This is a genomic window from Delftia sp. Lp-1, assembly GCF_020523835.1.
Classification (GTDB): Bacteria; Pseudomonadota; Gammaproteobacteria; order Burkholderiales; family Burkholderiaceae_C; genus Comamonas; species Comamonas acidovorans.
The window spans coordinates 3009319-3034123 of the sequence record NZ_JAJALJ010000001.1; the positions used below are offsets into that span (position 1 = coordinate 3009319).

Annotated in this window: 21 protein-coding genes; 11 read left to right on the forward strand and 10 right to left on the reverse strand. The window is 68.6% G+C overall.

Going from position 1 to position 24805, the window contains the following annotated elements; translation table 11 throughout:
* Positions 1–62 precede the first annotated feature (62 nt).
* On the reverse strand, positions 63–2264 hold the full coding sequence (locus LGR64_RS13525) for a TonB-dependent receptor (RefSeq protein WP_141835847.1): 2202 nt from the start codon (positions 2262–2264) through the stop codon (positions 63–65).
* Between the two features lie 115 nt (positions 2265–2379).
* Positions 2380–3144 carry an ankyrin repeat domain-containing protein gene (locus LGR64_RS13530; protein WP_141835844.1) on the reverse strand — a complete coding sequence of 255 codons (765 nt, stop codon included), beginning with the start codon at positions 3142–3144 and terminating at the stop codon, positions 2380–2382.
* A 201-nt stretch (positions 3145–3345) separates the two neighbouring features.
* Here LGR64_RS13530 and LGR64_RS13535 point away from each other — a divergent pair, with 201 nt between their 5' ends.
* Positions 3346–3822 (forward strand): SH3 domain-containing protein, encoded by a 477-nt coding sequence (locus LGR64_RS13535; protein ID WP_034392657.1) that lies wholly within the window; start codon positions 3346–3348, stop codon positions 3820–3822.
* Between the two features lie 34 nt (positions 3823–3856).
* On the opposite strand, the gene thiD is transcribed toward LGR64_RS13535, so the two are convergent.
* Positions 3857–4738 carry a bifunctional hydroxymethylpyrimidine kinase/phosphomethylpyrimidine kinase gene (gene thiD / locus LGR64_RS13540; RefSeq protein ID WP_034392653.1) on the reverse strand — a complete coding sequence of 294 codons (882 nt, stop codon included), beginning with the start codon at positions 4736–4738 and terminating at the stop codon, positions 3857–3859.
* A gap of 354 nt (positions 4739–5092) precedes the next feature.
* On the opposite strand from thiD, the gene LGR64_RS13545 reads away from it, so the two are divergent.
* From LGR64_RS13545 to thiE, 4 genes are all read left to right on the forward strand, one after another.
* Complete coding sequence (locus LGR64_RS13545) at positions 5093–6211, forward strand: FAD-dependent oxidoreductase (RefSeq protein ID WP_141835841.1); 1119 nt, start codon at positions 5093–5095, stop codon at positions 6209–6211.
* A 119-nt stretch (positions 6212–6330) separates the two neighbouring features.
* Positions 6331–6528 carry a sulfur carrier protein ThiS gene (gene thiS, locus LGR64_RS13550; RefSeq protein ID WP_012205130.1) on the forward strand — a complete coding sequence of 66 codons (198 nt, stop codon included), beginning with the start codon at positions 6331–6333 and terminating at the stop codon, positions 6526–6528.
* 32 nt (positions 6529–6560) lie between these two features.
* Positions 6561–7370 (forward strand): thiazole synthase, encoded by an 810-nt coding sequence (locus LGR64_RS13555; RefSeq protein ID WP_013802786.1) that lies wholly within the window; start codon positions 6561–6563, stop codon positions 7368–7370.
* A gap of 11 nt (positions 7371–7381) precedes the next feature.
* Positions 7382–8305, forward strand: a complete 924-nt coding sequence (thiE, locus tag LGR64_RS13560; protein ID WP_047219566.1) for a thiamine phosphate synthase — start codon at positions 7382–7384, stop codon at positions 8303–8305.
* A gap of 58 nt (positions 8306–8363) precedes the next feature.
* Here thiE and LGR64_RS13565 read toward each other — a convergent pair whose 3' ends face one another.
* On the reverse strand, positions 8364–11048 hold the full coding sequence (locus LGR64_RS13565; protein WP_230355735.1) for a hypothetical protein: 2685 nt from the start codon (positions 11046–11048) through the stop codon (positions 8364–8366).
* Positions 11049–11175: 127 nt separating this feature from the next.
* Here LGR64_RS13565 and LGR64_RS13570 point away from each other — a divergent pair, with 127 nt between their 5' ends.
* From LGR64_RS13570 to LGR64_RS13585, 4 genes are all read left to right on the forward strand, one after another.
* The gene (locus LGR64_RS13570) at positions 11176–12714 is read left to right on the forward strand and encodes a 3-hydroxyacyl-CoA dehydrogenase (protein ID WP_141835836.1); all 1539 of its coding nucleotides are present in this window, start codon (positions 11176–11178) and stop codon (positions 12712–12714) included.
* A 170-nt stretch (positions 12715–12884) separates the two neighbouring features.
* A complete protein-coding gene (locus tag LGR64_RS13575; protein WP_012205125.1) occupies positions 12885–13604 on the forward strand; it encodes a Crp/Fnr family transcriptional regulator in 720 nt (239 codons plus the stop codon).
* A gap of 151 nt (positions 13605–13755) precedes the next feature.
* Complete coding sequence (locus LGR64_RS13580; RefSeq protein ID WP_013802790.1) at positions 13756–14841, forward strand: phosphotransferase; 1086 nt, start codon at positions 13756–13758, stop codon at positions 14839–14841.
* A gap of 78 nt (positions 14842–14919) precedes the next feature.
* Positions 14920–16194: an acyl-CoA dehydrogenase family protein gene (locus LGR64_RS13585; RefSeq protein WP_012205123.1), complete on the forward strand. Its 1275-nt coding sequence runs from the start codon at positions 14920–14922 to the stop codon at positions 16192–16194.
* Between the two features lie 70 nt (positions 16195–16264).
* On the opposite strand, the gene LGR64_RS13590 is transcribed toward LGR64_RS13585, so the two are convergent.
* Genes LGR64_RS13590 through LGR64_RS13615 form a run of 6 tightly spaced genes read right to left on the reverse strand, consistent with a single transcriptional unit; the run spans position 16265 to position 23417 of the window.
* A complete protein-coding gene (locus LGR64_RS13590; RefSeq protein WP_141835833.1) occupies positions 16265–17722 on the reverse strand; it encodes an efflux transporter outer membrane subunit in 1458 nt (485 codons plus the stop codon).
* Position 17723: 1 nt separating this feature from the next.
* Positions 17724–19718: an ABC transporter permease gene (locus tag LGR64_RS13595; protein ID WP_141836196.1), complete on the reverse strand. Its 1995-nt coding sequence runs from the start codon at positions 19716–19718 to the stop codon at positions 17724–17726.
* On the reverse strand, positions 19718–20941 hold the full coding sequence (locus tag LGR64_RS13600) for an efflux RND transporter periplasmic adaptor subunit (protein ID WP_230355737.1): 1224 nt from the start codon (positions 20939–20941) through the stop codon (positions 19718–19720). Before LGR64_RS13600 ends, LGR64_RS13595 begins: the two co-directional genes overlap by 1 nt.
* Positions 20942–20990: 49 nt before the next feature.
* Positions 20991–21368, reverse strand: a complete 378-nt coding sequence (locus tag LGR64_RS13605; RefSeq protein WP_141835830.1) for a DUF3325 domain-containing protein — start codon at positions 21366–21368, stop codon at positions 20991–20993.
* Positions 21365–23080: a PepSY-associated TM helix domain-containing protein gene (locus LGR64_RS13610; RefSeq protein WP_141836192.1), complete on the reverse strand. Its 1716-nt coding sequence runs from the start codon at positions 23078–23080 to the stop codon at positions 21365–21367. The genes LGR64_RS13605 and LGR64_RS13610 overlap by 4 nt, the downstream gene beginning before the upstream one ends.
* A gap of 1 nt (position 23081) precedes the next feature.
* Positions 23082–23417 carry a DUF3649 domain-containing protein gene (locus tag LGR64_RS13615; RefSeq protein WP_141835828.1) on the reverse strand — a complete coding sequence of 112 codons (336 nt, stop codon included), beginning with the start codon at positions 23415–23417 and terminating at the stop codon, positions 23082–23084.
* A 714-nt stretch (positions 23418–24131) separates the two neighbouring features.
* On the opposite strand from LGR64_RS13615, the gene LGR64_RS13620 reads away from it, so the two are divergent.
* Both LGR64_RS13620 and LGR64_RS13625 read left to right on the forward strand, forming a co-directional pair.
* Complete coding sequence (locus tag LGR64_RS13620; protein WP_230355739.1) at positions 24132–24503, forward strand: hypothetical protein; 372 nt, start codon at positions 24132–24134, stop codon at positions 24501–24503.
* 3 nt (positions 24504–24506) lie between these two features.
* The gene (locus tag LGR64_RS13625; protein WP_328511971.1) at positions 24507–24764 is read left to right on the forward strand and encodes a hypothetical protein; all 258 of its coding nucleotides are present in this window, start codon (positions 24507–24509) and stop codon (positions 24762–24764) included.
* The last annotated feature ends 41 nt before the right edge of the window (positions 24765–24805 follow it).

Below are 24805 nucleotides of genomic sequence, written 5' to 3' on the forward strand. Positions count from 1 at the left end.
CTTGCACGCATTGTTACCTGCGGCCGACGCGCTGAGCGTCGGGCCCCAGGCAATCCGGCACTTCAGAACTGATAGAGCGCCGTCAACCGGGCCGTGCGGCCTTCGCCGTATTCAACGGCCGAGGAACGCGACTGCTCGCCCAGGCGCTGGCGCACGCCGGCCACATAGGCCTTGTTGCCGATGTTTTCGAGATTGAGCCTGAGCTTCCATTGCCGGTTGAGTTCATAGCCGACCATGGCGCTGTGCACCCAATAGGCAGAGAGTTTCCCATCGCCTGCCGAGGTGACATTGCGCGTGCCCACGAAGCGCACCCCATAGCCCACCGTCCAGCCTTGGGGCAATGCATAGGTGGTCCACAGGTTCAGCGAATGGCGCGGCGTATTGCCCAGCGCCTGACCCACACGCGCAGGCTCGTTCAATGACTTGAGGGTCTTGCTGGCCATGAAGGTGTAGTTGGCGAAGACATCCCATTGCGGCGTCACCTTGCCTGCGGCACCGAGCTCCAGCCCGCGCACGCGCTGCTCTCCGGCCAGCAGATAGCTGCCATCGGCCATCTGCTCTCGGGCATTGGTCTTGTCCACCTGGAACAGGGCGCCGGTCAGCGCCAGCTGGCGGTCCAGCACATCCCACTTGGTTCCCAGTTCCAGGCTGGTGTTCTTCTCGGGTGCCAGCGAGGCCGTGGCCGCATCCAGGCCGGAACCATTGGAGACCAGGAATTCGGCGGAAGGGTTGAAGGCCGTGCCGTAGGCCAGGTAGATGCGGCCGTTGTCGGCGGGCTTGAAGCTCAGGGCCGTGCGGCCGCTGAGCCGGCCGTCGGAGCTGTCCACCGAGGTGCGCACGCCAGCGGCCGTTGTGGCGTTGGAGCGCCCGTCGATCCAGTCATAGCGCAGGCCCAGGTTCAGATCCCAGCGCGGACCCAGCGCAATGGAGTCGGTGGCATACAGCGCGCGGGTGTCCAGGCTGGTTTCGTTTCTTCCGCTGTTTTGCAAGTCCGTCGTTCCCGTCCAGTATCCGGGCGGACGGGCCAGCGGATAGCCGCCGGCCGGGAACTGCCGGTTGATGTTGTAGGAAGAGGTGGTGCGGTCATAGGTCTCGCGCGCGATCTCGAAGCCCGTGATCAGCGTATGCCCCAGCACGCCTGTGTCGAAGCGCTGGGTCAGGTTGGTCTGGTTGATCCACAGGGTGGTGGCCGCATCGCGGCCATAGGCCTGGGGCCCTGCGGGCCGGTAGTAGCCAGGCTGCATGCCCCGGAGATCGACATGCGAGGCAGAGATCACGGTATCGCGGCTCAGCCGCGAGTAGCGCGAGAGGTTCTGCAGCTTGGCGCCGGAGGCGAAGTCATGCTCGATCTTCGCGGTCAGGGCATCCTGGCTGATCTTTTCCCGGTCAAGGTTGCGCCAGCCGAAATAGGCATTGCGCGAGACGCCATCGAGCATCTTGCCGCGAAAGGCCGGCACGCCGAAGTCGGGAAGATTGTCATCGTTCTGGTGGAAGAAGCTGAGAGTCACGCGCGTGGGCGAATTCAATCCCAGAGCCAGCGAGGGCGCCACACCCCAGCGCCGCTTGAAGATGGTGTCGCGCCCGGCCACGTCGCTGTCATGGCCCATGAGGTTCAGGCGCATGGCGGCCTTGCCGCCAGCCAGCACCCGGTTGGTGTCGAGCGTGAGGCGCCGGTAGCTGGCCGTGCCCAGGCCTGCGTCGGCCTCGGTGAAGTCATGGGCCTTGGGCTGCTTGCTGATCATGTTGATGCTGCCGCCCGAGGTGCCCGCACCGCCAAAGACCGAGTTCGGGCCCTTGATGACTTCGACAGACTCCGTGTTGAAGAGGTCGCTGCGGTTGTTCTGCCCACTGTCGCGCAGCCCGTCGATCTGCAGGTTGGCGTTGGCGCTGAAGCCGCGGATGTTGATGCTGTCGCCCGAGCCCGCACCGCCCTCGCCCGCATTGAAGGTGATGCCCGACACATTGGACAGCGCCTGCTGCAGGCTCAGGGCGTTCTGCTCCTGGAGCACCTGCCCCGGTACCACCGTAATGGTCTGGGGCACGTCCAGCAGCGGCTTGGCGTACTTGACCGAGTCGGATGCCTCGGTGCGCGAGCCGGTGGTGCGCGGTCCAGAAACGGTGACCGGCGCCAGCTGGACCTGGCGATCCTCAGGGGGCACCTCCTGCGCGTATGCGGGTGTGACCAGCGCCGCAGCGAAGACCGAATAAAGGCATGACTGGGGGCCGGAGACGAAAGGTCGGGAACGGCAATCTGAAGTGCGCATGGCAAGGGCCTTTGTTGAAAATGGAAATCATTTGCAACAAAACCTTTCCCAAGCAATCAGATCCGTCTGATTCTGGTGTTCAGACCTCGATTTCGGTCGTTTTCGCTTGCGTCGATCAGCGCGCTCCCGCCTCCTGCAGCAGCCGCTCCACCTCATGCTGGCTGCGCTGGCGGGCGTGGGCCAGGGCCGTGACGCCGTCCTTGTCGGGCAGGCTGAGGTCCGCCTTCGCCGTGATCAGCTGGCGCACGATGTCCTGGTAGCGCGGGCCACCATCGCCCAGCAAAACGGCTTCGAGCAGGCAGGTCCAGCCCAGCCGGTTCACATGGTCGGCCCGCACACCGGCAGCCAGCAAGGCCTGCACGGTATCGACGTGGCCGCGCTCGCAGGCGGGGATCAGCGCCGTGCCGCCGTAGCGGTTGACGCTTTGCAGGTCGGCTCCATACGACAGTGTCATGCGCAGGATTTCCAGCCGGCCCAGGGCACCGGCCAGCAGATAGGCGCTGTCCTGCAGGTCGTTCTTGAGATTGGGATTGGCCCCGTGGACCAGCAAGGAGCGCGCGACCTCGACATGGTTGCCGCGCACGGCCAGCAGCAGCGGCGTGTTGCCCTGCGGATCACGCACATCCACCGGCGCGCCGCGCTTGAGCCAGTCGCGCACCTGCAGCGCTTCGCCGGCCTGGGCGGCCGCCAGCAGCGCGGGGCCGAATTCGGGGCGGTTCACCACACCCTCCTGCGCCTTGGCCGCGTCGCGGCCCTCGGCGGCTGCGGCAACGGCCTGGGCATCCTGCGCCTGGACATCCGCCAGTCCCGCCGCAAGGCAGGCCGTCAGAATCGCCGCGTGCCGGCCCTGCGCGCCGGATCGGGAAACAGCATGGTGCATACAAGCCCTCCTGGAAAACACTGTGGTGCGGCAAGCGTACGGCAAGCCCGGGCGATTGCACGCGAACCCGGGGTGCCGCCCGTCAGTTTCATTCAGGAACTATAGCGGCATCGCCTGATCCCACGCGCTTTCCCTGGGCTCGGCCCGCGCTGGAAAGTCTCCGCGCGCCAGCCGACCTCGAACGAAAGGAGACCCGTTCCCGTGCCTTGCAATCAACGCCGTGCCGCCCGCTGGCTGGCCGCAGCCGCCACCGCCCTCGCCGTCCTCACCACCACCCTGGCCCCTGCCGTCGCCCATGCGCGCGAGTTCGTCAGCGTCAAGGGCGCCAGCGTCAATGTGCGGCAGCAGCCCACCACGCGCTCGGCCACGCTGTGGGAACTGGGCAAGGGCTATCCGCTGCAGGTGGTGCAGCGCAAGGGCCAGTGGCTGCGCGTCAGGGACAACGAGAGCACGCTGGGCTGGGTGCATGCGCCGCTGACCGGCAAGACCCCGCACATGGTGGTGACCGGGCGCACCGCCAACCTGCGCGCCGGCCCGGGCCAGAACCATCGCGTGGTGGGCAAGCTGGCTGAAATGGAAGTGGTGCGCACGCTCAGGAAACAGGGCTCCTGGGCCCAGGTCCAGCGCGACAACGGCCAAAAGGGCTGGGTGGCGCGCAGCCTGACCTGGGGCTGGTGACCTGGGCTGATTACCTGGACGTCTGGCTGGACGTTCAGCCGTTGACCACGACCTGCGCGCGCGGCGCATAGCCGTGGTTCAGCGGGCCATGGCCAGCGCCCGTGAACACATCGGCGCCGGCCGCAATCGCGCCCAGGATGTACTCGCGCGCCTGGGCCACGGCCGCCTCCAGCGGCAGGCCCAGCGCCAGGTGCGAGGCAATCGCCGAAGACAGCGTGCAGCCCGTGCCATGGCCGTTGTGCGTGGCAATGCGCTGCGACTGCAGGCGCAGCCGCTGGCCGTTGCCATGGCCCAGCAGGTCCACCACCAGATCGCCCGACAAGTGCCCGCCCTTGAGCAAGGCGGCCGGCGCGCCCAGCGCCAGGAGTTCCTGCACTGCGCCGTCCAGTGCGTCTATGCCATCAATGGAGTGGCCCAGCAGCAGTGCGGCCTCGTCCAGATTAGGCGTGACAACGGTGGCCAGGGGGAACAGCTCGCGCACCAGCACGGAGGCGGTTTCCGGGGCGATCAGCCGGTCGCCGCTGGTGGCCACCATCACGGGGTCCAGCACCACGTTGCGCAGCTGGTGGCGGCGGATGGCATCGGCCACCACCTGTACCACCTCGGGCGTGGCCAGCATGCCGATCTTGACGGCGTCGGCGCCGATGTCCTCGACCACGGCGTCGATCTGCCCGCGCAGTATGTCCACGGGAATGCCGTGGATGCCGCTGACGCCCAGCGTGTTCTGCACGGTGATGGCCGTGATGGCCGTCATGCCGTAGCAGCCCAGGGCGCTGCAGGTCTTGAGGTCGGCCTGTATGCCGGCGCCGCCGCCGCTGTCGGAGCCCGCGATGATGAGCACGCGGGCATAGCGCTTGCGCGCGGCGGGAGCCGGTTCGGGGGATGCGGCGGTCGAAGGGGAGTGGTCGGCAGTCATGGGCGAAAATTATCACCCATGCGCATGGTCAATACCGGCAGCTGCGGGATGTGCTGTAATGCCTGCTGACGGACGAAACAGGGGTGTCCCGTCGGTGAAACAGGGCCTGACCCGCCTCACCGATGCGTGACTGAGAAACACCCTGGGGCCCCGGGGCGACCAGCCCCCTGCCGCACAAGCCTGCACCACAGGCACCTTGCCGCGCAGCGCCCCTGCACCCGATCCAGGTCATGCTGGCGTGGGGAGTTTCAATCAATCGGGGTGGTACGCCGCGTTTTGTCCAGCACATGCCCTGTGCGCGGACAGCCGGCCGGCAGTCCCACGGGCATGGGCGCACTTGACCACCAGATGCACATGTCCGTTCTACAAGCTTCTTCCCGCATCGCCATTCTGGGCGGCGGCCTCATGGGCCGGCTGCTGGCATTGGCGCTGGCCCGTCGCGGCCACGGCATTGCCGTATACGACGCCCACGGCCCCGAAGGCGATGGCGCCGCAGCCCGCGTGGCGGCCGCCATGCTCGCACCCCTGGCCGAATCGGCCATCACCGAGCCCGGCGTGGTGCGCATGGGCCAGCACGGCCTGACGCGCTGGCCCGAACTGCTGGCCCAGCTCGATGTGCCCGTGTTCTTCCAGCAAAACGGCACCCTTATCCTCTGGCACCGCCAGGACGCGGGCGATGCCCAGCGCTTCTTCGGCCTGCTGGAGAAAAACCGCCGCATCAACCCCAGCCTTCCCGCGCTGCAGCCGCTGGCCGACCAGGCCCTGCACGACTGCGAGCCCGCGCTTGAGCGGCGCTTTGCCCAGGCCATGTACCTGCAGGGCGAGGGCCAATTGGACAACCGCCAGCTGCTGGCCTCACTTCACGCCACGCTGACCCGCCTGGGCGTGGAGCAGCACTGGAACCAGCCGCGCGAGCTGGCCGACTTCCAACCCGGCACGCCGGGCCAGCCCGACTGGGTGCTGGACTGCAGGGGCCTGGGCGCACGCGGCCAGTGGCCCGCGCTGCGCGGCGTGCGCGGCGAGGTGGTGCGCATCCACGCGCCCGAGGTCACGCTGCAGCGGCCCACGCGCCTGATCCATCCGCGCTACCCGATCTACATTGCGCCCAAGGAGGACCACCTCTTCGTCATCGGCGCCACCGAGATCGAGTCCGACGACATGTCGCCGGCCAGCGTGCGCTCCACGCTGGAGCTGCTGAGTGCCGCCTACACCGTGCATCCGGGTTTTGCCGAGGGCCGCATCGTCGAGATCGCCACCCAGTGCCGCCCCACCCTGCCCGACAATCTGCCGGCCGTGCGCTGGAGCGCGCCGCGCGTGATGGAGGTCAACGGCCTGTACCGCCATGGCTTCATGATCGCGCCGGCCATGCTGGACGTGGTGCTGGAGCTGCTCGACAGCGGTGATTCCGAACTGGCCCGCCGCTTCGATGTCGCCGTCGAGCATGCGCCATCGCAGCACAAGGCAGCCGCCTGAACGGCACGCACGGCACTTTCACGCACAACAGACCGGACATGCATGCAGGGTCGCCAGGCCCGGCCCTGCCTAAGATCGAACAAGCCCCCATACCCGCCTTTCGTTTCCCCCCAGCCGCCATGAACATCACCATCAACCAGCAAGCGACCGAACTGAGCGACGGAGCCACCGTGGCCGACGCGCTGGCCCAGCTTGCGCCGCGCCCGCCCTTTGCCGTGGCCATCAACACCGTCTTCGTACCCAAGGCCCGCTATGCCGAGCAGGCGCTGAACGATGGCGACCGCCTCGAAGTGATCTCGCCGGTGACCGGCGGCTGATGCCCCATCCGACTCTCCCATTGCCTCACGCCATGACGACTTCCGCCCCTTCCTCCGACGACAGCCTGGTCCTGTACGGCCAGCGCTTTGACAGCCGCCTGCTGCTGGGCACCTCCCGCTACCCCTCGCCCGCCGTGCTCGAAGCTGCCGTGCAGCGCGCCCGCCCGGCCATGGTCACGGCCTCGCTGCGCCGCCAGGGCAGCAATGCCGCCGAGACCGGCGCCAGCTTCTGGGAACTGCTCAGAAAGCTCAACGTGCCCGTGCTGCCCAACACCGCCGGCTGCATGACCGTGCAGGAAGCCGTGACCACGGCCCAGATGGCGCGCGAAGTCTTCGAGACCCCCTGGATCAAGCTGGAGCTGATCGGCGACGACTACACCCTGCAGCCCGACACGCTGAACCTGGTCGAGGCCGCCTCCATCCTTATCAAGGATGGCTTCCAGGTCCTGCCCTACACCACCGAGGACCTGGTGCTGTGCCAGCGCCTGGTGGATGTGGGCTGCCAGGCCGTCATGCCCTGGGCGGCGCCCATCGGCACGGGCCGCGGCCCCGTCAACCCCTATGCCATGCAGACGCTGCGCGAACGCCTGAAGGTGCCGCTGATCGTGGATGCGGGCCTGGGTCGGCCCTCGCATGCCTGCCAGGTCATGGAGTGGGGCTATGACGCCGTGCTGCTGAACACGGCCGTGGCCCTGTCCGAAGACCCGGTGGCCATGGCCGGCGCCTTTGCCGATGCCGTGAATGCCGGCCACGCCGCCCACCGCGCCGGCGCCATGGCCGAGCAATCTGCCGCCCAGCCCAGCACGCCCGTGCTGGGCACGCCGTTCTGGCACCACGGCTGAGGAGACCGGCCATGAGCAACGACTCCATCCAGTCCTGGGCAGATGCCATCGTGCGCCTGCACGGCGCCACATTCGCCCCTGAAGGCTCCGCCCTGCCCTCGCAGCCCGTGCCGCAGGCACAGCGCCAGGAGCCGGCCTATCTTGCGGCGCTGCAGGCCTGCAGCGCGCTGGGCTTCATCGCCATCGACGCCGAGACGCTGGCCTGCGCCTGGCAGGCGCAGACGCTGCGCAGGGGCCGCTTCGAGGCCACGCTATGGCCCGACGATCCGCGCGACTTCGGCCTGGAGGGGGCCGATCCCGCACTGGCCTTCCCGGACTGTCCAAGGTCCCTGGGCCTGTACGGCGTGCTGCCCGATGCGCAATGGGTGGGCCGCATGGCCCGCGCCGGTGTGCCCACCGTGCAATTGCGCTTCAAGTCCGAGGACCGCGACGCCATCGCCCGCGAAGTGCGCGCCGCCGTGGCCGCCGTGGAAGGCACGGGCGCCCTGCTCTTCATCAACGACCACTGGCGCGAGGCCATCGATGCCGGCGCCTATGGCGTGCATGTGGGCCAGGAAGACCTGGATGCGCTGGCCGGCGCCGACCTGCAGGCCATCCACGCCTCGGGCCTGCGCCTGGGCGTGAGCACGCATGGCTATGCCGAAATGGTGCGCGCCCATGCGGTGCAGCCCAGCTACATCGCGCTGGGCGCCGTCTTCCCCACCACGCTCAAGAAAATGGCCACGGCTCCGCAGGGCCTGGCGCGCCTGGGCGCCTATGTGCGCCTGATGCAGCGCTATCCGCTGGTGGCCATCGGCGGCATCTCGGCCGACCAGTTCCCAGCCGTGCGCGCCACGGGCGTGGGCTCGGTGGCCGTGGTGCGGGCGCTGGTCAATGCCGAGGATCCTGAAGCGGCGGCGCAGCAGTTGCTCGCAAGCATGCACGCTGCCGACTGAGTTCTTGCTGGGCACTCCAACAAAAAAGGGAGCAGATGCTCCCTTTTTTTGCACTGCCTCAACCCTTGGGCGGATCCTTGTCGTCTGCCTGCGGCGACGGAGCCTGTGGTGAGCTACGAAAGGCCGGGTCGGTCTCGCGCGACAGCAGCATGTCCACCGAGCGGCTCAGCGGCTCGTCCAGGCCACGGTGCTCACGCACGGTGTCGGGCGGCTCCAGCTCCCACTTGTCCAGCGCCAGGTCCATGTCCAGCGGCGCCTTGAGATTGTGGCTGCTGAAACCCACGGCACCCGAGCCGGGCATCGACAGCGTCACGGGCGGAAAGCGCGAGGGCACATCGACATGCGGCAGCTCGTTCTCGCCCAGGTCCGTGAGGTCTATGTCCAGCAGCGGTGCCGACTCATCGTGGATGAAGGAAGGCGCTTCGCCCAGGGGCACGGAGCGCACCTGGCCTGCGGGCAGTTGGCCGGCCTGATCCAGATCGAAGTTCAGGGGCTGCAGCTCGAAGTGCAGCGGTGCGGACAACGAGTCCGGTGCGCTGCTCGCAGGCTTGTCGCCGCCACCGACTGCACCCGTGGACAGGGGCAGCGTGTCCATGGGGGTGAACTCCAGGCCCGGCTCCAGCGGCGTCAAGGAGGCCGGCTGCGGCTGTGCAGGTTCTATCGGCGGCTGCAGCTCTGCCATCCAGTCCACGCCCGTGGCCGCGGATGCAGGAGCCTGCGCCGGCGTGGTTTCTGCAGCCGCTGTGAAGGCAGCCGCGCCGGCCGTGGCTGCGCCGGCTGCGGCCGTGCCCGCCACCATGCGCGGCGTGGTGCGCTCGCGCGGGCCGGGTTCGCCGCGTGTTCCGGCAGGTGAGGTGCGCGCAATGGACAGCAGCAGCAGCAGGTCGTCGAAGGCCGCCAGGTCGAAGGGGGCCGGCGCATCGGGGTCGGGTGCACCGTCCTGCTTGAACAGGTAGTGCGCCAGGCAAGTTTCGACTTCGTCCACGGGCCACAGGGCCTCGATGCGTGCCAGTTGCTCGGGATAGCCCTGCAGCAGGCTGCTGCCCTTGTCGGTGAAGCCCGGCATGGCCGGCACACGGGCGTTGAAATGCCTGGCAAAGCGGGCGCGCAGCTGGTCGAAATCGTCGCGGCGGCTCAGCGTGTAGTACAGGTGCAGCAGCTCCAGATAGGCCAGCGGCGAGGAATCCTCATGCGTGTCGATATGCGAGCGCAGCAGCTCGATGGCCTGCTGGTGCTCGCCCACCGAGATGAAGAATTCCGCCTGTTGCTGCACGTCGAACAGTTCGCCGGGCTGCACCATGCGCCTGGCCTTGATGGCCTCGGGCGCAGACGTGCGCGCAGGTGGCGGGGCCTGCGGCGCAGGCTCGGTTTCCAGCTCGGCATGCACGGACACAGGCACGGGAATGGTGGCCGGGCCGAAGTCGCCAGGGTCCACATCCTCATGCAGCTCATAGGTCACGCCGGGGCGCATCTGGGCGCCGCGCTGCACATAGGGCGAAGCCAGGGTATCCGGTCCCCGGCGGTCGTCCTGCTGCGGTGCCGCAGGCCGGTGCTCACGCAGGCTGGGGGCCATGGGCCGCGTGGGCCGATGGGGATCCAGGGAATGCGGCAGGGTGTGGATCTCGTCATCGCGCACATGGGGCGGGGTCGACGGCACGGGGTCCTGCGACGAACGCTCCACCGATTCCCGCCAGGCGTTCTGCTCGCGTGAGAAAAGCGAAGCACCCGAGCGCATGCGCCAGGCCATCCAGCCGATCACGGCCACGGCGGCAATCAGGGCCAGCAACAGCGCATTGAACAGCCAGGACGAGCCGCCGGACTCCTGGCGCATTGCGTCCAACTCGGCCCTCAGCTGGGCCAGTTGCCCACGGTCCACGCCGTCGCGCTTCTTGAAGGCCGCCATCTCGGCCTCCAGCGCCTGCACGCGCTTGTTGGCCTCGGCCAGCTGCTCGCTGCCCGCATCGAACATGGGAGCTGCAGATGCGACGCCGCCTTCGGGTGTTCCAGGTGTTCCGGGTGTTCCGGCTGCTCCAGCGGCGCCCGGCGTGCCGCCCGTGCCCAGCCATTCCTCCACCGGCTCCATGCGCAGGCGCGGTTCGATGCGCAGGCCCGCCTGCAACTGCCCAGCCTGGGCCTGGGCGGTCACACCCACGGGAGGCTTGGACTTTTCGGCCGCGGCCTTGGGTTTCGGCTTGGGCTTTGGTTTGGGCTGGGGCTGCGCCTCCTTGGGAGCGGACGCCGTGGCAGGCCGGGCATCCGACCGGGCACTGCGGGCAGCGGCCGCGCGGGAGGGTGTCGAAGAAGATTCAGAAGCGGTGCCAGCAACACCGGCTGCACCAGCGCCAGCGCCAGCACCGGCTGCTGCAGCGGCGCCCACGGTCGGCAGCGCAGGCTGCGCTGCTGCCAGTTCACGCACATTGATGGGCTGGTTGCCTGAGGCGTCCACCGAATCTGGCAGCTGCGCCAGCAGCGTATAGCTGCGGCTGATGCCGCCACCTTCGCAGCCCGCCCACAGCTTGAGCGTCACGATGGGCTCGTCCACCGTATAGCGGGCCTGCACCCGCACGGCCTTGCCCGACGAGGTCGGGCTGACACTGACGCGCGAGGATTCGATGGGCCTGTCACCGGCCAACAGCTCGGCGCGCACACAGGAGCTGCCGGCGTCGTTTCCGCTATCGGGCTGCAAGCCCACCACCAGGTCGAACGCAGCGCCCAGCACCACGTTGCCCCGAGGACTGCCCAACGACAATGCGGACGCGTTCCAGGCCATGGAGGACAGGGCGACGCCGAGAATGGTGCTACAAATTCTCACATCAGCCTTTCTTTGAACGCTTGCATTTTTGCATAGACACCTGTAGGACACCTCCTCTATGTATATGATCCAAAACAACATTTCTCCTATCAGAAACGTCGGATTGATAGGCGAAGGCATCATGGGGCAAGGCATTGCCCAGTTGGCCGCCCAGGCAGGCGCCAGGGTGCTGCTGCAGGATGCCCGTCCCGGCGCTGCCGTACAAGCGCAGCAACAGCTGTTTGCGCTGTGGGACATGCTTGAGAAGAAACAAAAAATAACAAGTGAGCAGGCCGCAGATTGCAAGGCCCGGCTGACGGTAGTGGACGGTCTTGATGCCTTCAAGAACTGCGACCTGGTGATAGAGGCCATCGTCGAGCGCATGGATGCCAAGCAGGCGCTGCTGCGCGAGCTGGAGGCCATCGTTGCGCCCGGGACCCTCATCGCCAGCAATACCTCGGCCCTGTCCATCACCACGCTGGCCACGGCGCTCAAGCACCCGCAGCGCTTTGCCGGCTTTCACTTCTTCAACCCGGCCCCGCTGATGAAGGTGGTGGAGATCGTGCGCGGCCTGGCCACGGACGAGGCCACCTGCGCCACGCTGGCACAGTTCGCGCGCAGCTTCGGCCATACGCCGGTGCGGGCGCAGGACACGCCGGGCTTTCTGGTCAACCACCTGGGCCGCGGCTATGTGACCGAGGCGCTGCGCATCGTGCAGGAAGGCATTGCCGACTTCGCCACCATCGACCGCATCCTGCGCGAACAGGTGGGATTCAGGCTTGGCCCGTTCGAGCTGATGGATCTCACCGGCCTGGATGTCACGCACACGGTGATGGAATACATCTACAACCAGTACTACCAGGAGCCGCGCTACCGCCCCAGCCCCATTGCCGCCCAGCGCGTGGCGGCCGGCCTGCTGGGCCGCAAGACCGGCCAGGGCTTTTACCGCTATGCCGAAGGCCGCGCCGAGCAGCCTGCCGAGCCTGCCGTGCCGCAGGTGCAGACGCTGCCACCGGTCTGGGTGTCTGCACGCGCGGCCCGGCGCAACGAGATCTACCAGTTGCTCAAGAGCCTGGGCGCACGCATTGAAACCGCGCAGGCACCGACCGAGCAGGCCTTGATCCTGGTGGCGCCGCTGGGCCTGGACGTGACCACGGTGGCTGCCGTGGAGCGGCTGGACTGCACGCGCACCATGGGCATCGACATGCTGATCGCCGACGCCGACACGCGCCGCCGCGTGCTGGCCACCACGCCGGCCACACGCACCGACATGCGCGATGCGGCCCATGTGCTTTTTGCCAGCGACGGCAAGGCCGTGAGCGTGATCCGCGACAGCGGCGGCTTCGTCACGCAGCGCGTGGTGGGCTCCATCGTCAACATCGCCAGCGACATCTGCCAGCAGGGCATCGGCAGCCCGGCCGACCTGGAAAAGGCCGTGACCCTGGGCCTGGGCTATCCCATGGGCCCGCTGGCCATGGGCGACCGCTGGGGCCCCACCAACATGCTGGAGGTCCTGTTCAACCTGCAGACCGTCTACGGCGACCCGCGCTACCGCCCCAGCCCCTGGCTGCGCCGCCGTGGCGCACTGGGGCTGAGCCTCACGCACGAGGAGCCATAAGCCCTGCAAAGCCGGCGACCCGACGCACGACGGGTCGCCTTTTTTTCGCCGCCCTGCCCCGTTTTCGGCAGGCCCAGACACCGAAGTGACAGGCCCGCCGGCGGCATGCTGCGCCGCGGCGGTCCCACACGCGACAATGTGACCGTCATCAGTCACGCAAAAGACAGGCCATGGACGACCCGATTCTTACCATCGAAGAACGTGAAGCGATCAATTCCGGTCGCTGGTTTTCATCACTTTCTCCATCGCTTCGGCACGACATTCTTCGATGCGCTTACGTCAAACGGTTCAAAGATGGCACGCTCATCTGCGCACGCGGAGAACCGCCCGAGGAATGGATCGCCTGCGCCCGGGGTGCGGTGCGCGTGAGCTCGACCTCGATCACGGGCAAGCAGATCACGCTGGACTACGTGGAGCCGGGCATCTGGTTCGGCGACGTGGCCATCCTGGACGGGGACAAGCGCACGCACGATGCCTATGCGCACGGCGAGACCACGCTGCTGTGCGTGTCCAAGACCGACTTCAAGAAAATCCTGTCCATGCATGTGGAGTTCTCGGAAGCCATGCTGCGCCTGCATGCACGGCGCATCCGCCAGCTCTACGGCCTGGTCGAGGACCTCAACACCCTGCCGCTGCGCGCGCGCCTGGCCAAGCAGCTGCTGCACCTGGTGCGCAGCTACGGCGTGACCAGCCTGTCGGATGGCAGCGAGATCCGCATCGGCCTGCACCTGGCGCAGGAGGAACTGGCCCAGTTGCTGGGCGCCTCGCGCCAGCGCGTGAACCAGGAACTCAAGGCCATGGAGCGCGAGAACGCCATCCGCATCGAGCCGGGCGGCCTGGTGGTCTGCGACCGCGACACGCTGCTGCGCATCGCCGCGCCCGACGCCTGAACCTGCGCGGCCCCCACCGTGCCGCGTACACACAACCCTTTCCTTCACCGACCGGACGTTCGCGCCGGCCGGTGCCTTGCCGCGCCCGTGCCGCGCGGCTGCTCCCCTTTCTAGAACCGGTTTCCGAACCGATCACAGGACTGACTGCCCCATGAGCACTTTCGACCATTTCGTAGGCACGCGCCCCGTCTCCGACCAGCACGCGTTCGACGTGCCCGCGCTCACCGCCTGGATGCAGGGCCATGTGCAGGGCTTTGCCGGCCCTCTGCAGGTGGAGATGTTCAAGGGCGGCCAGTCCAATCCCACCTACAAGCTGATCACCCCGGGCCGCAGCTACGTGATGCGCTCCAAGCCCGGCCCCGTGGCCAAGCTGCTGCCCTCGGCCCATGCCATCGAGCGCGAGTTCCGCGTGATGAAGGGCCTGGCCGGCACCGACGTGCCCGTGCCCCACATGTATGCGCTGTGCGAGGACGAGTCCATCATCGGCCGCGCCTTCTACATCATGGAGTGCATGGAAGGCCGCGTGCTCTGGGACCAGTCCCTGCCCGGCATGGAACCGGCCCAGCGCGCCGCCATCTACGACGAGATGAACCGCGTGATCTCGGCCCTGCACACCGTGGACTTCGCGGCCCAGGGCCTGGCCGACTACGGCAAGAGCGGCAACTACTTCGAGCGCCAGATCGGCCGCTGGAGCAAGCAGTACGTGGCCTCGGTCACCCAGCCCATCCCCGAGATGGACCAGCTCATGCAGTGGCTGCCCGCCCACATGCCGGCCAGCGCGCTGGATGCCTCGCGCGTGTCCATCGTGCACGGCGACTTCCGCCTGGACAACCTGATGTTCCACCCCACCGAGCCGCGCGTCATCGCCGTGCTGGACTGGGAGCTGTCCACCCTGGGCCACCCGCTGGCCGACTTCAGCTACCACTGCATGAGCTGGCACATCCCCGCCACGCTGGGCCGGGGCATCGCAGGCAAGGACCTGGCGGCCCTGGGCATTCCGGGCGAAGAGGAATACATCCGCCGCTACTGCGAACGCACGGGCCTCAAGGACGTGGACACGCTGCGCGCCGACTGGAACTTCTACATGGCCTACAACATGTTCCGCATCGCGGCCATCCTGCAAGGCATTGCCAAGCGCGTGGAAGCCGGCACGGCCTCCAGCGCCCAGGCCAAGGCCTCGGGCGACACCGCCCGGCCCATGGCCGAGCTGGCCTGGTCCTTTGCCCAGCGCAGCTGAGCCATCCAGACCGCCCCCATCACTCACCGATCACCCCGTTTCCACCACAAGCGACAAGCCAAGAGAAGGAGCGCATCCATGGACTTTGAATATTCGCCCAAGACCAAGGACCTGCAGGAACGCCTGCTGAAGTTCATGGACGAGCACATCTATCCCGGCGAAAAGGACTATGCCGCCGAGATGGAAGCCAACACGGCCGCAGGCAAGCGCTGGACGCCGCTGCAGACCATCGAGAAGCTCAAGGTCAAGGCCCGGGAGCAAGGCCTGTGGAACCTGTTCCTGCCCGTGGACAGCGCCGAGGCCGCTGGCTACAAGGGCGGCGGCCTGACCAACCAGGAATACGCGCCGCTGGCCGAAATCATGGGCCGCGTGCCATGGTCCAGCGAGGTGTTCAACTGCTCTGCGCCCGACACCGGCAACATGGAGACCATTGCGCGCTACGGCAGCACCGAACTCAAGGAGCGCTGGCTCAAGCCGCTGCTGGAAGGCAAGATCCGCTCGGCCTTCGCCATGACCGAGCCCGAAGTGGCCTCCTCCGACGCCACCAACATCTGCACCCGCATCGAGCGCCAGGGCGACGAGTACGTGATCAACGGCCACAAGTGGTGGATCTCGGGCGCCGGCGATCCGCGCTGCCAGGTCTTCATCACCATGGGCAAGACCGACCCCGATGCGCCCAAGCACTCGCAGCAAAGCATGATCATCGTGCCCGGCGACGCCCCCGGCATCCGCATCGTGCGTCCGCTCAACGTCATGGGCTATGACGATGCGCCGCACGGCCACATGGAGATGTACTTCGAGAACGTGCGCGTGCCCGTGGGCAACATCCTGCTGGGCGAGGGCCGTGGCTTCGAGATCGCCCAGGGCCGCCTTGGCCCCGGCCGCATCCACCACTGCATGCGCCTGATCGGCCTGGCCGAGCGCGCGCTGGAGCTGATGTGCAAGCGCGCCAGCTCGCGCATCGCCTTCGGCAAGAGCGTGGCCCAGCAGACCGTGACGCAGGAGCGCATCGCCGAGGCACGCTGCCGCATCGACATGGCACGCCTGCTCACGCTCAAGGCTGCCTGGCTGATGGACATTGCCGGCAACAAGGTGGCGCGCAGCGAGATCGCCATGATCAAGGTCGTGGCCCCCAGCATGGCCTGCCAGGTCATCGACTGGGCCATGCAGGTGCACGGCGGCGGCGGCATGAGCGACGACTTCCCGCTGGCCAGCGCCTACGCCCACGCGCGCACGCTGCGCTTTGCCGACGGCCCGGACGAGGTGCACCGCAACGCCATCGCCAAGTGGGAGCTGGGCAAGTACGGCGCCTACGGCAAGGATGCCGGCGTGCCCATCACGCGCGGCAGCTGAGCAGGCTTCAAGCCTGAGGCCTCAGGCCGCACACCCGGCAGGACCGGGTGGCGGCCCTGCCCCTCCCCTCTCAGCCAGGTGGCAATGCCTCCTGGCTTTTTTGTGCCTGTCTTTCCGGCATTTCAATGCCCATGGCAGGCGGCTCCCATCCCCCGCCCAGCGCCCGGTACAGCGCCACGCGCGCCTGCAGCTGCAGCAGGCGCTGCAGCACGGCATCGTCCTGCGCCGCGTACAGCGTGGTCTGGGCCTGCAGCAGGGACAGCAGGCTTTCCGCCCCGGCCTTGTAGCGCAGCTCGGCCAGCGACACGGCCTGGCGGGCCTGGGCCAGCACCTCGGCCTGTGCCTCGGCCTGGGCCTTGAGGCCGTGGACGGCGTTGAGCGCCAGGTCCACATCGCCATAGGCGGCGACGATGGACTTGTAATAGCCGGCCAGCAGCTCCTCGCGCCGGGCCTGGGCGCCATCGCGTTCGGCCGCCAGACGGCCGCCGTCGAAGATGGGGCCGGCCAGTCCGGCCAGCAGCGAATAGACCGGCTCGCGCAGCCAGTCGCTGGCGCGGCCCGCGCTGGTGCCCGCGCTGCCCGTGAGGGTCAGCCGGGGCCACAGTGCAGCACGCGCAGCCTGCAGGTTGGCGCTGGCGGCGGCCAGCTGCGCTTCCGCATTGGCAATGTCGGGCCGGCGCTGCAGCAGCTGCGTGGGCAGGCCTGCGCCGATCTCGGGCAGTTGCAGGGCCTGCAGCGAATCCGTGGCCAGCGCGGGGCGGCGGGCCTGGCCCAGCAGCACGGCCAGCGTGGCATCGGCATCCTCGCCCTGGCGGCGCAGCGTGGCCAGGGCCTGGCGCTGGCTGGCCACCAGGCCGCGTTGCTGGGCCAACTCCAGCTGGGTGGCGGCGCCTGCGCGCGCGCGGGACTCCACCAGGCCCAGCAGCCGCTCGGCATTGGCCACATTGCGCGCCGCAATGGCCTGGCGTTCGCGCAGCGCCACGGCCTGCAGCCAGCCATGGGCCACCTGGGCGGTGACCGTGAGGCGCACCGTGTCCTGGTCGAACCGGCTGGCCTGCCAGGCCGCCGCCGCCGCATCGCGCGTGGCGCGGTTGCGGCCCCAGAAGTCCACCTCATACGAGGCCGTCAGCGCGGCGCCGTAGACGCTGGCCTGCCCGCCCGACACCTGTGCATGGTTCATGCGCTGGGCGCGCAGCTCGCCATTGAGCGACGGCAGCAGCGCCGCGCCTGCCTGGCGCGTGGCCGCCTCGGCCTGGCGCACGCGGGCCATGGCGGCAGCCATGTCCAGGCTCTGGTCCTGGGCAGCCTGCACCATGCCGCCCAGCTCCGCACTGCCAAAGGCCTGCCACCACTGCGGTGAAACAGAGGCAGGGAGGACTTCGCCCTGCTGCTTCCAGGAAGCGGCCAGCGCAGGCGCCTCCCGGTCCGGCATCGTCTGCTGCGCGGCGCAACCGCCCAGCGCAGCCAGGGCCAGGGCGATGCAGCCCAGGCGCGCATTTCCCAGCGTCTTGTCGTTCATGTCTTTCATCTCACTCTCCCGCCAGCGCGCGCACCGGGTCCAGCCGCGCCGCCGTCTTGGCAGGCATGTAGCCGAACACCAGGCCCGTCACCACGGCGCAGGCAAAGGCGCCCAGCATGGCGCGCACCGAAAACACCACGGGCACGCCCGCCACGATGAGCACCACGCCCACGGCCAGCCCGGCCAGCAGGCCCACCGTGCCACCCACGAAGGTGACCAGGCTGGCCTCGGTCAGGAACTGGCGCAGGATGTCGCGCTGGCGCGCGCCCGTGGCCATGCGGATGCCGATCTCGCGCGTGCGCTCGCGCACCGTCATCAGCATCACGTTCATCACGCCGATGCCGCCCACCACCAGGGAGACGGCGGCAATCAGGCCCAGCATCACCGCCATGCTCTGGCGCGTGGCCGCCTCGGCCTGGATGCGCGCGGCCGCGTTGCCGATGCCGAAGTCCTCGCGCCCGCCGTGGCGCGCCAGCAGCAGCTTGCGCATGGCCTCCTCCGCCTCGTGCACCACATCGGAGGACATGGCCTCGATCACCACATAGTCGGGCTGGGTCTGCGACTGGTAGACGCGCGCCCGGCCCGAGCGGTAGGGAATGAAGACCATGTCGTCATAGTTCTGCGCGCCCGAGTCCGCGCCGCGCTCGCTCATCACGCCGATGACCTCGAAGGCCGACGTGCCGATGATCAGCTGGCGGCCCAGCGGGTTGGGCGTGTCGGGGAAGAAGTGCTGGTGCGCCTTGTGGCCCAGGACCACCAGGGGCGCCAGGTCGCGGTCCTCGGCCTCGGTGTAGTAGCGGCCCTGGGCCACCTTCCAGTGGTGCACCAGGGGCATCTCCTCGCTGGCCGCGAACACGTAGATCTGCTTGTCGGCCTTGCCGTAGCGCACGGTGATGGGGTCGCCGATGACGGGCATGACGCGCCGTATCTCGGGCAGTTCGCGCACGGCGGCCAGGTCTTCCTCGGTCATCTGCCCGGCCGGCCCGCCCGTGGCCGGCGGCTTGCTGCCCATGTAGAGGATGGCCGTGCCCATGGTCCCCATCTGCTCGACCACCTTGCGCCGCGCGCCCTCGCCAATGGCCAGCATCACAATCACCGAGGCCACGCCGATGACGATGCCCAGCAAGGTCAGGCTGGTGCGCACGCGGTTCATGCGCATGCCGCGCCAGGCGCTGCGTGCGGCCTCGAAGAGTTCGGCCAGCCAGGGCGCGCCGGCGCTGCTGCGCTGCGGCGTGAGCGGCAGGGCAGCGGCGCCCGCATTCACCCCATTTGCGGCATCGTCGCGCTGGCTGTCGCTGGTGATGCGGCCGTCGCTGATCTCGATCACGCGGCGCGCCTGGGCGGCCACAGTGCGGTCGTGGGTGATGAGGATGATGGTGTGGCCCGCGTCGGCCAGCTCGCGCAGCAGGGCCATGACTTCGGCGCCGCTGTGCGAGTCCAGCGCACCCGTGGGTTCGTCGGCCAGGATGATCTGGCCGCCGTTCATCAGCGCACGCGCAATCGACACACGCTGCTGCTGGCCGCCCGACAGCTGGTTGGGCCGGTTGCCCAGGCGCGAGCCCAGGCCCAGGCGCTCCAGCAGCGCACGGGCGCGCCGCACGCGCTCCTCCTTGGGCAGGCCTGCGTAGATGGCGGGCATTTCCACGTTCTCGCTGGCGCTTTCGCTGGCTATCAGGTGGTAGCCCTGGAAGACGAAGCCGAAGGCCTCGCGCCGCAGCCAGGCCAACGCATCCGAGTCCAGCGTGGCCACGTCCTGGCCCTGGAAGTGGTAGCTGCCCTCGCTGGGCCGGTCCAGGCAGCCCAGTATGTTCATCAGCGTGGACTTACCCGAGCCCGAGCTGCCCACCACGGCCACGAACTCGCCCGCGCGTATCTCCAGGTCGATGCCGTGCAGCACGGTGACGGCGGGCTGGCCGCTGTCGCCGCCGCCGTAGTGCTTGGTGATGCCGCGCAGCTCTATCAGCGGTGCGGTCAGCGGCGCGCCGGCCTGCATGCCCTGCGCCATCACCATTGCAGCCACCGCGGGCCACGGTCCAGAGGCGTCTCGCCGACGATGACGCGCTCGCCTTCCTGCAGGCCCTCCAGCACCTCGGCCTGGTGGCGGCTGCGCACGCCCAGGCGCACGGTGCGCTGCTCGGGCTGGCCCTTGGCGTCCAGCACGCGCACGGTCTGCGTGCTGCCGGCCTTCTCGGCCTTTTCCGCCTTGTCAGTCGTTCCCGCCTTGTCGGCCACGGCCATCAGCGGCACGGTCAGCGCCTGCGCGGCCTGCCCGGTGACGAAGACCACCTGGGCCGTCATCTGGGGCATCAGCTCAGCATCCTCGTTGTCCACATCGAACAGCACGGTATAGGCCACGGCCTTGGTGGCGGGCGCAGGCGCCTGGCCCGCATTGCCGCCGGCCGGCGCCTGGCTGGTAGAGGGCGAAGGCAGCACCTGGCGCACCTTGCTGGACCAGCGCCGGGGCCTGGCCTGGTCGGCGCCGCCCAGCGTGGTGAAGTACACCGGCATGTCGTCGCGCACGCGGCGCACGTCGGCCTCGGACACTTCGGTCCACACCGTCATGGCCGACAGGTCGGCAATGCGCAGGATGTTGGGCGTCTGGTAGGTGGCGTTCAGCGTCTGGCCCTCGCGCGCCTCCACCGAGACCACGGTGCCCGCCATGGGCGCGTAGATGCGCGTATAGCCCAGGCGCGCCTCGTCGGCCTTGAGCGTGGCCTGGGTCTGGTCGATCTGGGCCTTCAGATGCTCCATGCGGGCACCAGCGGCGGCCAGGTTGGCTTCTGCGGTCTGCAGGTCTTCCTCGCGCGTGGCCCCGTCGCGGGCCAGCTGGCGCTGGCGCGTGAGCTGCTGCTCGGCCAGCTTGCGCAGCGCCTGCTGCTCGGCCAGCTGGGCGCGCAGGCCGGCCAGCGAGGCACGCCCCGCATCCACCGTGGCGCGCTGCACGCTGGGGTCGATCTCCACCAGCAGCGCGCCCTTTTCCACCTGGGCGCCGGGCTCCACGCGCAGCCGGGTGACCTGGCCCGACACCTGGGCGCCCACGTCCACATAGCGGCGTGGCTGCAGCGTGCCGATGGCCGTGACGGTGGACTCGATATCGGTGCGCGCCACGGTCTCGGTCTGGTAGGCCACGGCAGGCCGGCTGGACCACCAGGCGGCCGCGCCCCCGGCCGCCGCCAACAGGACCACCGCCACGGCGATGGCTTTCCAGCGTTGCTGCGTGCGCGTCATGCTTGCCTCCCGACCACACACACCCCGAACTGGAACGAAAGCAGGAAACTCATCTGAAAAACCCCGTAGTACCGAAACTGAAAACAATCCACGCCAAATCCGCCACGGCAAGCACGCCAGCCAACCAGGCCAGCCGCGCCGCCCAGCGCGCATGGGCGCTGATCAGGGCCACGGCCATCAGCGCGCCGGCGGACACAAAGCCCAGCCAGGCCACCGTGCCCACCGTGCCGCCCCAGCCCGAGAGAACGGGCACAAGGGCCAGCGCCAGCAGCGCCGTGCCCAGGCTGCGCAACTGCGGGCCACGGCGGGCCGGCAGCTCGCGCGCGCCGGTCAATTGTTCGTAGTGGCGGTCCATGGCAAAGGCCAGGGCCGCCATGCCTGCAAAGGCCAGGGCCAGTGCGGCCAGGGATGCGTGCAACGTGCTCATGCCTGCACCTCCGAAAGGCCGGTCACGGCGGCCTGCGCCTTGCCAGCCTTTGCCTTGGCGGCGGCACCGTCGCCGCGCCGCGCCAGCCAGCGCCAGGCCCAGGCAGCCGCCAGCCCCGTGGCCAGCGCAAACAGCTCCACGCCCGCGCTTTCCCAGTCGCCCTCCAGCATGTGGGCCGACAACGGCTCGCCCACGGTGATCCAGTTGAGCAGCGGCAGCAGCAGGCACAGCATGGCCAGCAGGCCCATCTGCTGGCGCCAGGCCTTGGCTGGCGCGCAGGCCAGCGCATGGATCAGCGCCAGGCCCCACAGGCCGAAGAACACGGCCAGCTCCCAGTCATCGCGGTGCGCCAGGCCCACGGGCACCAGGCGGTTGGCCCACAGGTAGCCGATGCAGCCCAGGCCCAGCCCGGCGATGGCCGCCACGTTCAGGCCCTCGATCAGCCGGTACACGCGCGCCGTGGCGCTGCCGAACTCGCCCTGGTGGCGGCTGCGGCGCTTGACCATGAAGAGAATGGCGCCCGTGGCCATCATGGCCGCGCCCGCCAGGCCGCACAGGAAGTACAGCCACTTCATGGCCAGCCCGCCGAACTTGACCATGTGCAGCCCGCCCATGACCGCCTGGGCCAGCGAGGGGGTGCCGCCGTCGGCGCCGCCGGGCAGGCGTACCTGCAGCACCTCGCCCGTGGCGGCCGAGAACATGGCCATGCCCGAATTGGGGCTCAGGCGCTGATGCGCACGGTCATCGCTGTTCCAGCCGTAGACGCCGATGCGTGCCGACGCATCGCCGGGATGGTTGACGACCACCGCGCGCACCGCCTGGCCCATCAGCTCCTGGCCGCGCCGCACAAAGGGCTCCAGATCGGGCACCGCCAGGGGCTTGCCGGACAGCGCGGGCGGTCCGGCCTCGTTCATGTCGGCGATGAAGGCCGTGCGGGCGGCCTGGTCCGTGCCATAGACCGTCCAGACGCCAACGGGCATGAAGCTCAGGCTGGAGATGGCGATGCCGGTATAGGCAATCATGAACTGGAAGGGCAGCGTCAGCACCGCCACGGCGTTGTGCGCGTCCAGCCAGCTGCGCTGGCCCTTGCGTGCGCGAAAGGTGAAGAAGTCCTTGAAGATGCGCTTGTGCGTGATCACGCCGCTGACCAGGGCCACCAACATGGCCATGGCGGCAATGCCGATCACCCACAGCCCCACCTGCCCTGCATGCAGTTCATAGTGGAAGTCCACGAAATGGTTGCCGCCCATGGTGGCGCGCGCGGCCCCGTGGCCGTGGCCGGCCGTCATTTCCTCGCCCGTGGCGGTGTCCAGCTCGGCATCGGCGTACTGGCGGTTGGCGTCGAACCAATAGACACGCAGGTCGCCGCCGCCCTTGTCGTCGGACGGCCAGATCTCCCACATCTGCGCGCCCTGGTGGTGCTTTTGCATGTAGGCCGCGCCCCAGGCCAGGCGCTGGCCCAGGTCCGCACCCTGCCCGGCCGGCGCGGCGGCGCGCGCTGCCGCCTCGGCCGCCTCCTCGGCATGGTGCTCGGGCGTCATCCAGTGCGTGATGGCTTCCTGGAACACGGCCAGCGAACCCGTGAGGAACACCGCGAACAGCAGCCACGAAAACCACAGCCCGCACCAGGTATGCAGCCAGGCCTGGGCCTGGCGGAAGCCGCCCGTGGCAGCGCCGCTGCCGGGGACCTTGCTGATCTGCGCCTTGGCCATCTCAAACGCCCCCGCCATTGCGCGCCAGCAGCAGCGCGGCGCCGCCCATCAGGGCCGCAGGCACCAGCAACCCCAGCCAGACCCGGCCCACCGAAACCGGCGAGAACGCCCAGATCACCGCCAGCGCGTGCAGCGCAAAGCTCCACTGCATGCCGGCGATCACGGCATCGACACGCGCGCCGGGCAGGGCAGCGGCCAGGAAGGCCGCCAGCGCGCTGGCCAGCGCATAGCCGCCGAAGACGGCGGCCAGCAGGCGGGAAACCACAAGCAGGCCCGGATGGGTGGGTTTGGCGGAATGACCGGATTGGCCGGAATGGCTGGAATGGGAAAGGGACATGTAGCGGGTTGTTCAGAAAAGCGGCAATGCAAATGCCGAAAGCAATGGCCGTGACGGCCCTCCTGATACATGACAAACGAGATTGAAAAAAAGGCCAGCCGCAATGGACAGCGGCCTGGGTGGTTGCCGGCCTACGCCCGGTGTTGCTGCGCCCGCCCGCAGGCCGGCATGGGGCTGGCGCTCACCCTGCACCCGGAGTGCGGTGAGGGAGGCGGACAAATCCATGGGGCTGGATCATAACCGCGCAAAGAAGAATCATTCTCAATAAACGCAATGCATGCCGGGCTCTTTCAGCGGTCCCTGGGCCATCCCTGAAAGGGCGAGATCGCAAGATGCAACGGGCCGCCAAGCGACTTTGCGCACGCCGCACGCGCTATCATCCGCACCAGCCCCCTGTTCCGGGGCCGGTGCTTCAAAACACCCATTTAGTAAGCGGTGCTGCCTCCCCGAAAGCGAGGCCTTGTCACGTCTGGATTCCGGGCTGTGGACGCTCGTCCACGCCCCTGCGGTTTCGGGCGGGATGGGGCTACCCGTAAGGGCGTCCGCACATCTTGCTGTGTGTTTTGAACATCCCGTCCACCTGTTTCGTGCTTCAAAACGCGAAGTGGGTGGTTTCAGTCTCAGTAAGGAGCACGGAAACATGACTGCCGTTTCTCTGGCACTCGCCTGCGCGCCCTCTTTTGGCGCCGCCCTTTCCACACGGAGGGCCCAGGCATGAACCCCGCCCAGCCCAAATCCGCCACGGACAGCCACAGCACCCGGCAGCTGTCCAATGCCCTCACCCAGGTGGACCATCTCGTGCAGCAAGGCTGTGCAGAGATCTCCTCCATCGCCCAACTCGCCCTGGCATGGTTGGAGACGCCCAAGGGCCATCGCCACATGGACGTGGTGGCCCGCGCCCTGCAAAGCATCCGCGACAGCGCCGAGACACTGGCCGACTACGCCGGCACCGAGGCCCAGGCCATGGGCTGCGGATTCGAAGACACGGCCGAGATGCGCCGCGCCGAAGCGGCCGAGGCAGCCGCCAAAGCCATGGCGCAACTGCTCGACTGCCGAACCCATGAGCCGGTGCGCCCGCAGGGCTGAGGCATGGCCATGGACAAAGACACCCCCAAGACACAGCCACCCAGCCTGCACCAGTTGACCAGCGCCATCACCGAGATCCACAGCAGCGTGCAGGAAAACTGCACCGAGATCTCGGCCCTGGCGCAACTGGCCCTGGCGGCAGTGCATGCACCGCAGGAGCACCACAGCCAGCAGGCCCTGGCCCATGCGCTGCGCGCCATCCGCGACAGCGCCGACCTGCTGGCCGGCCATGTGAAGGTGGAGGCCCGGCGCGTGGTGTGATCCGCCGCAAGGCCGCTGGCTGCACAACGGCGGCCCGAACG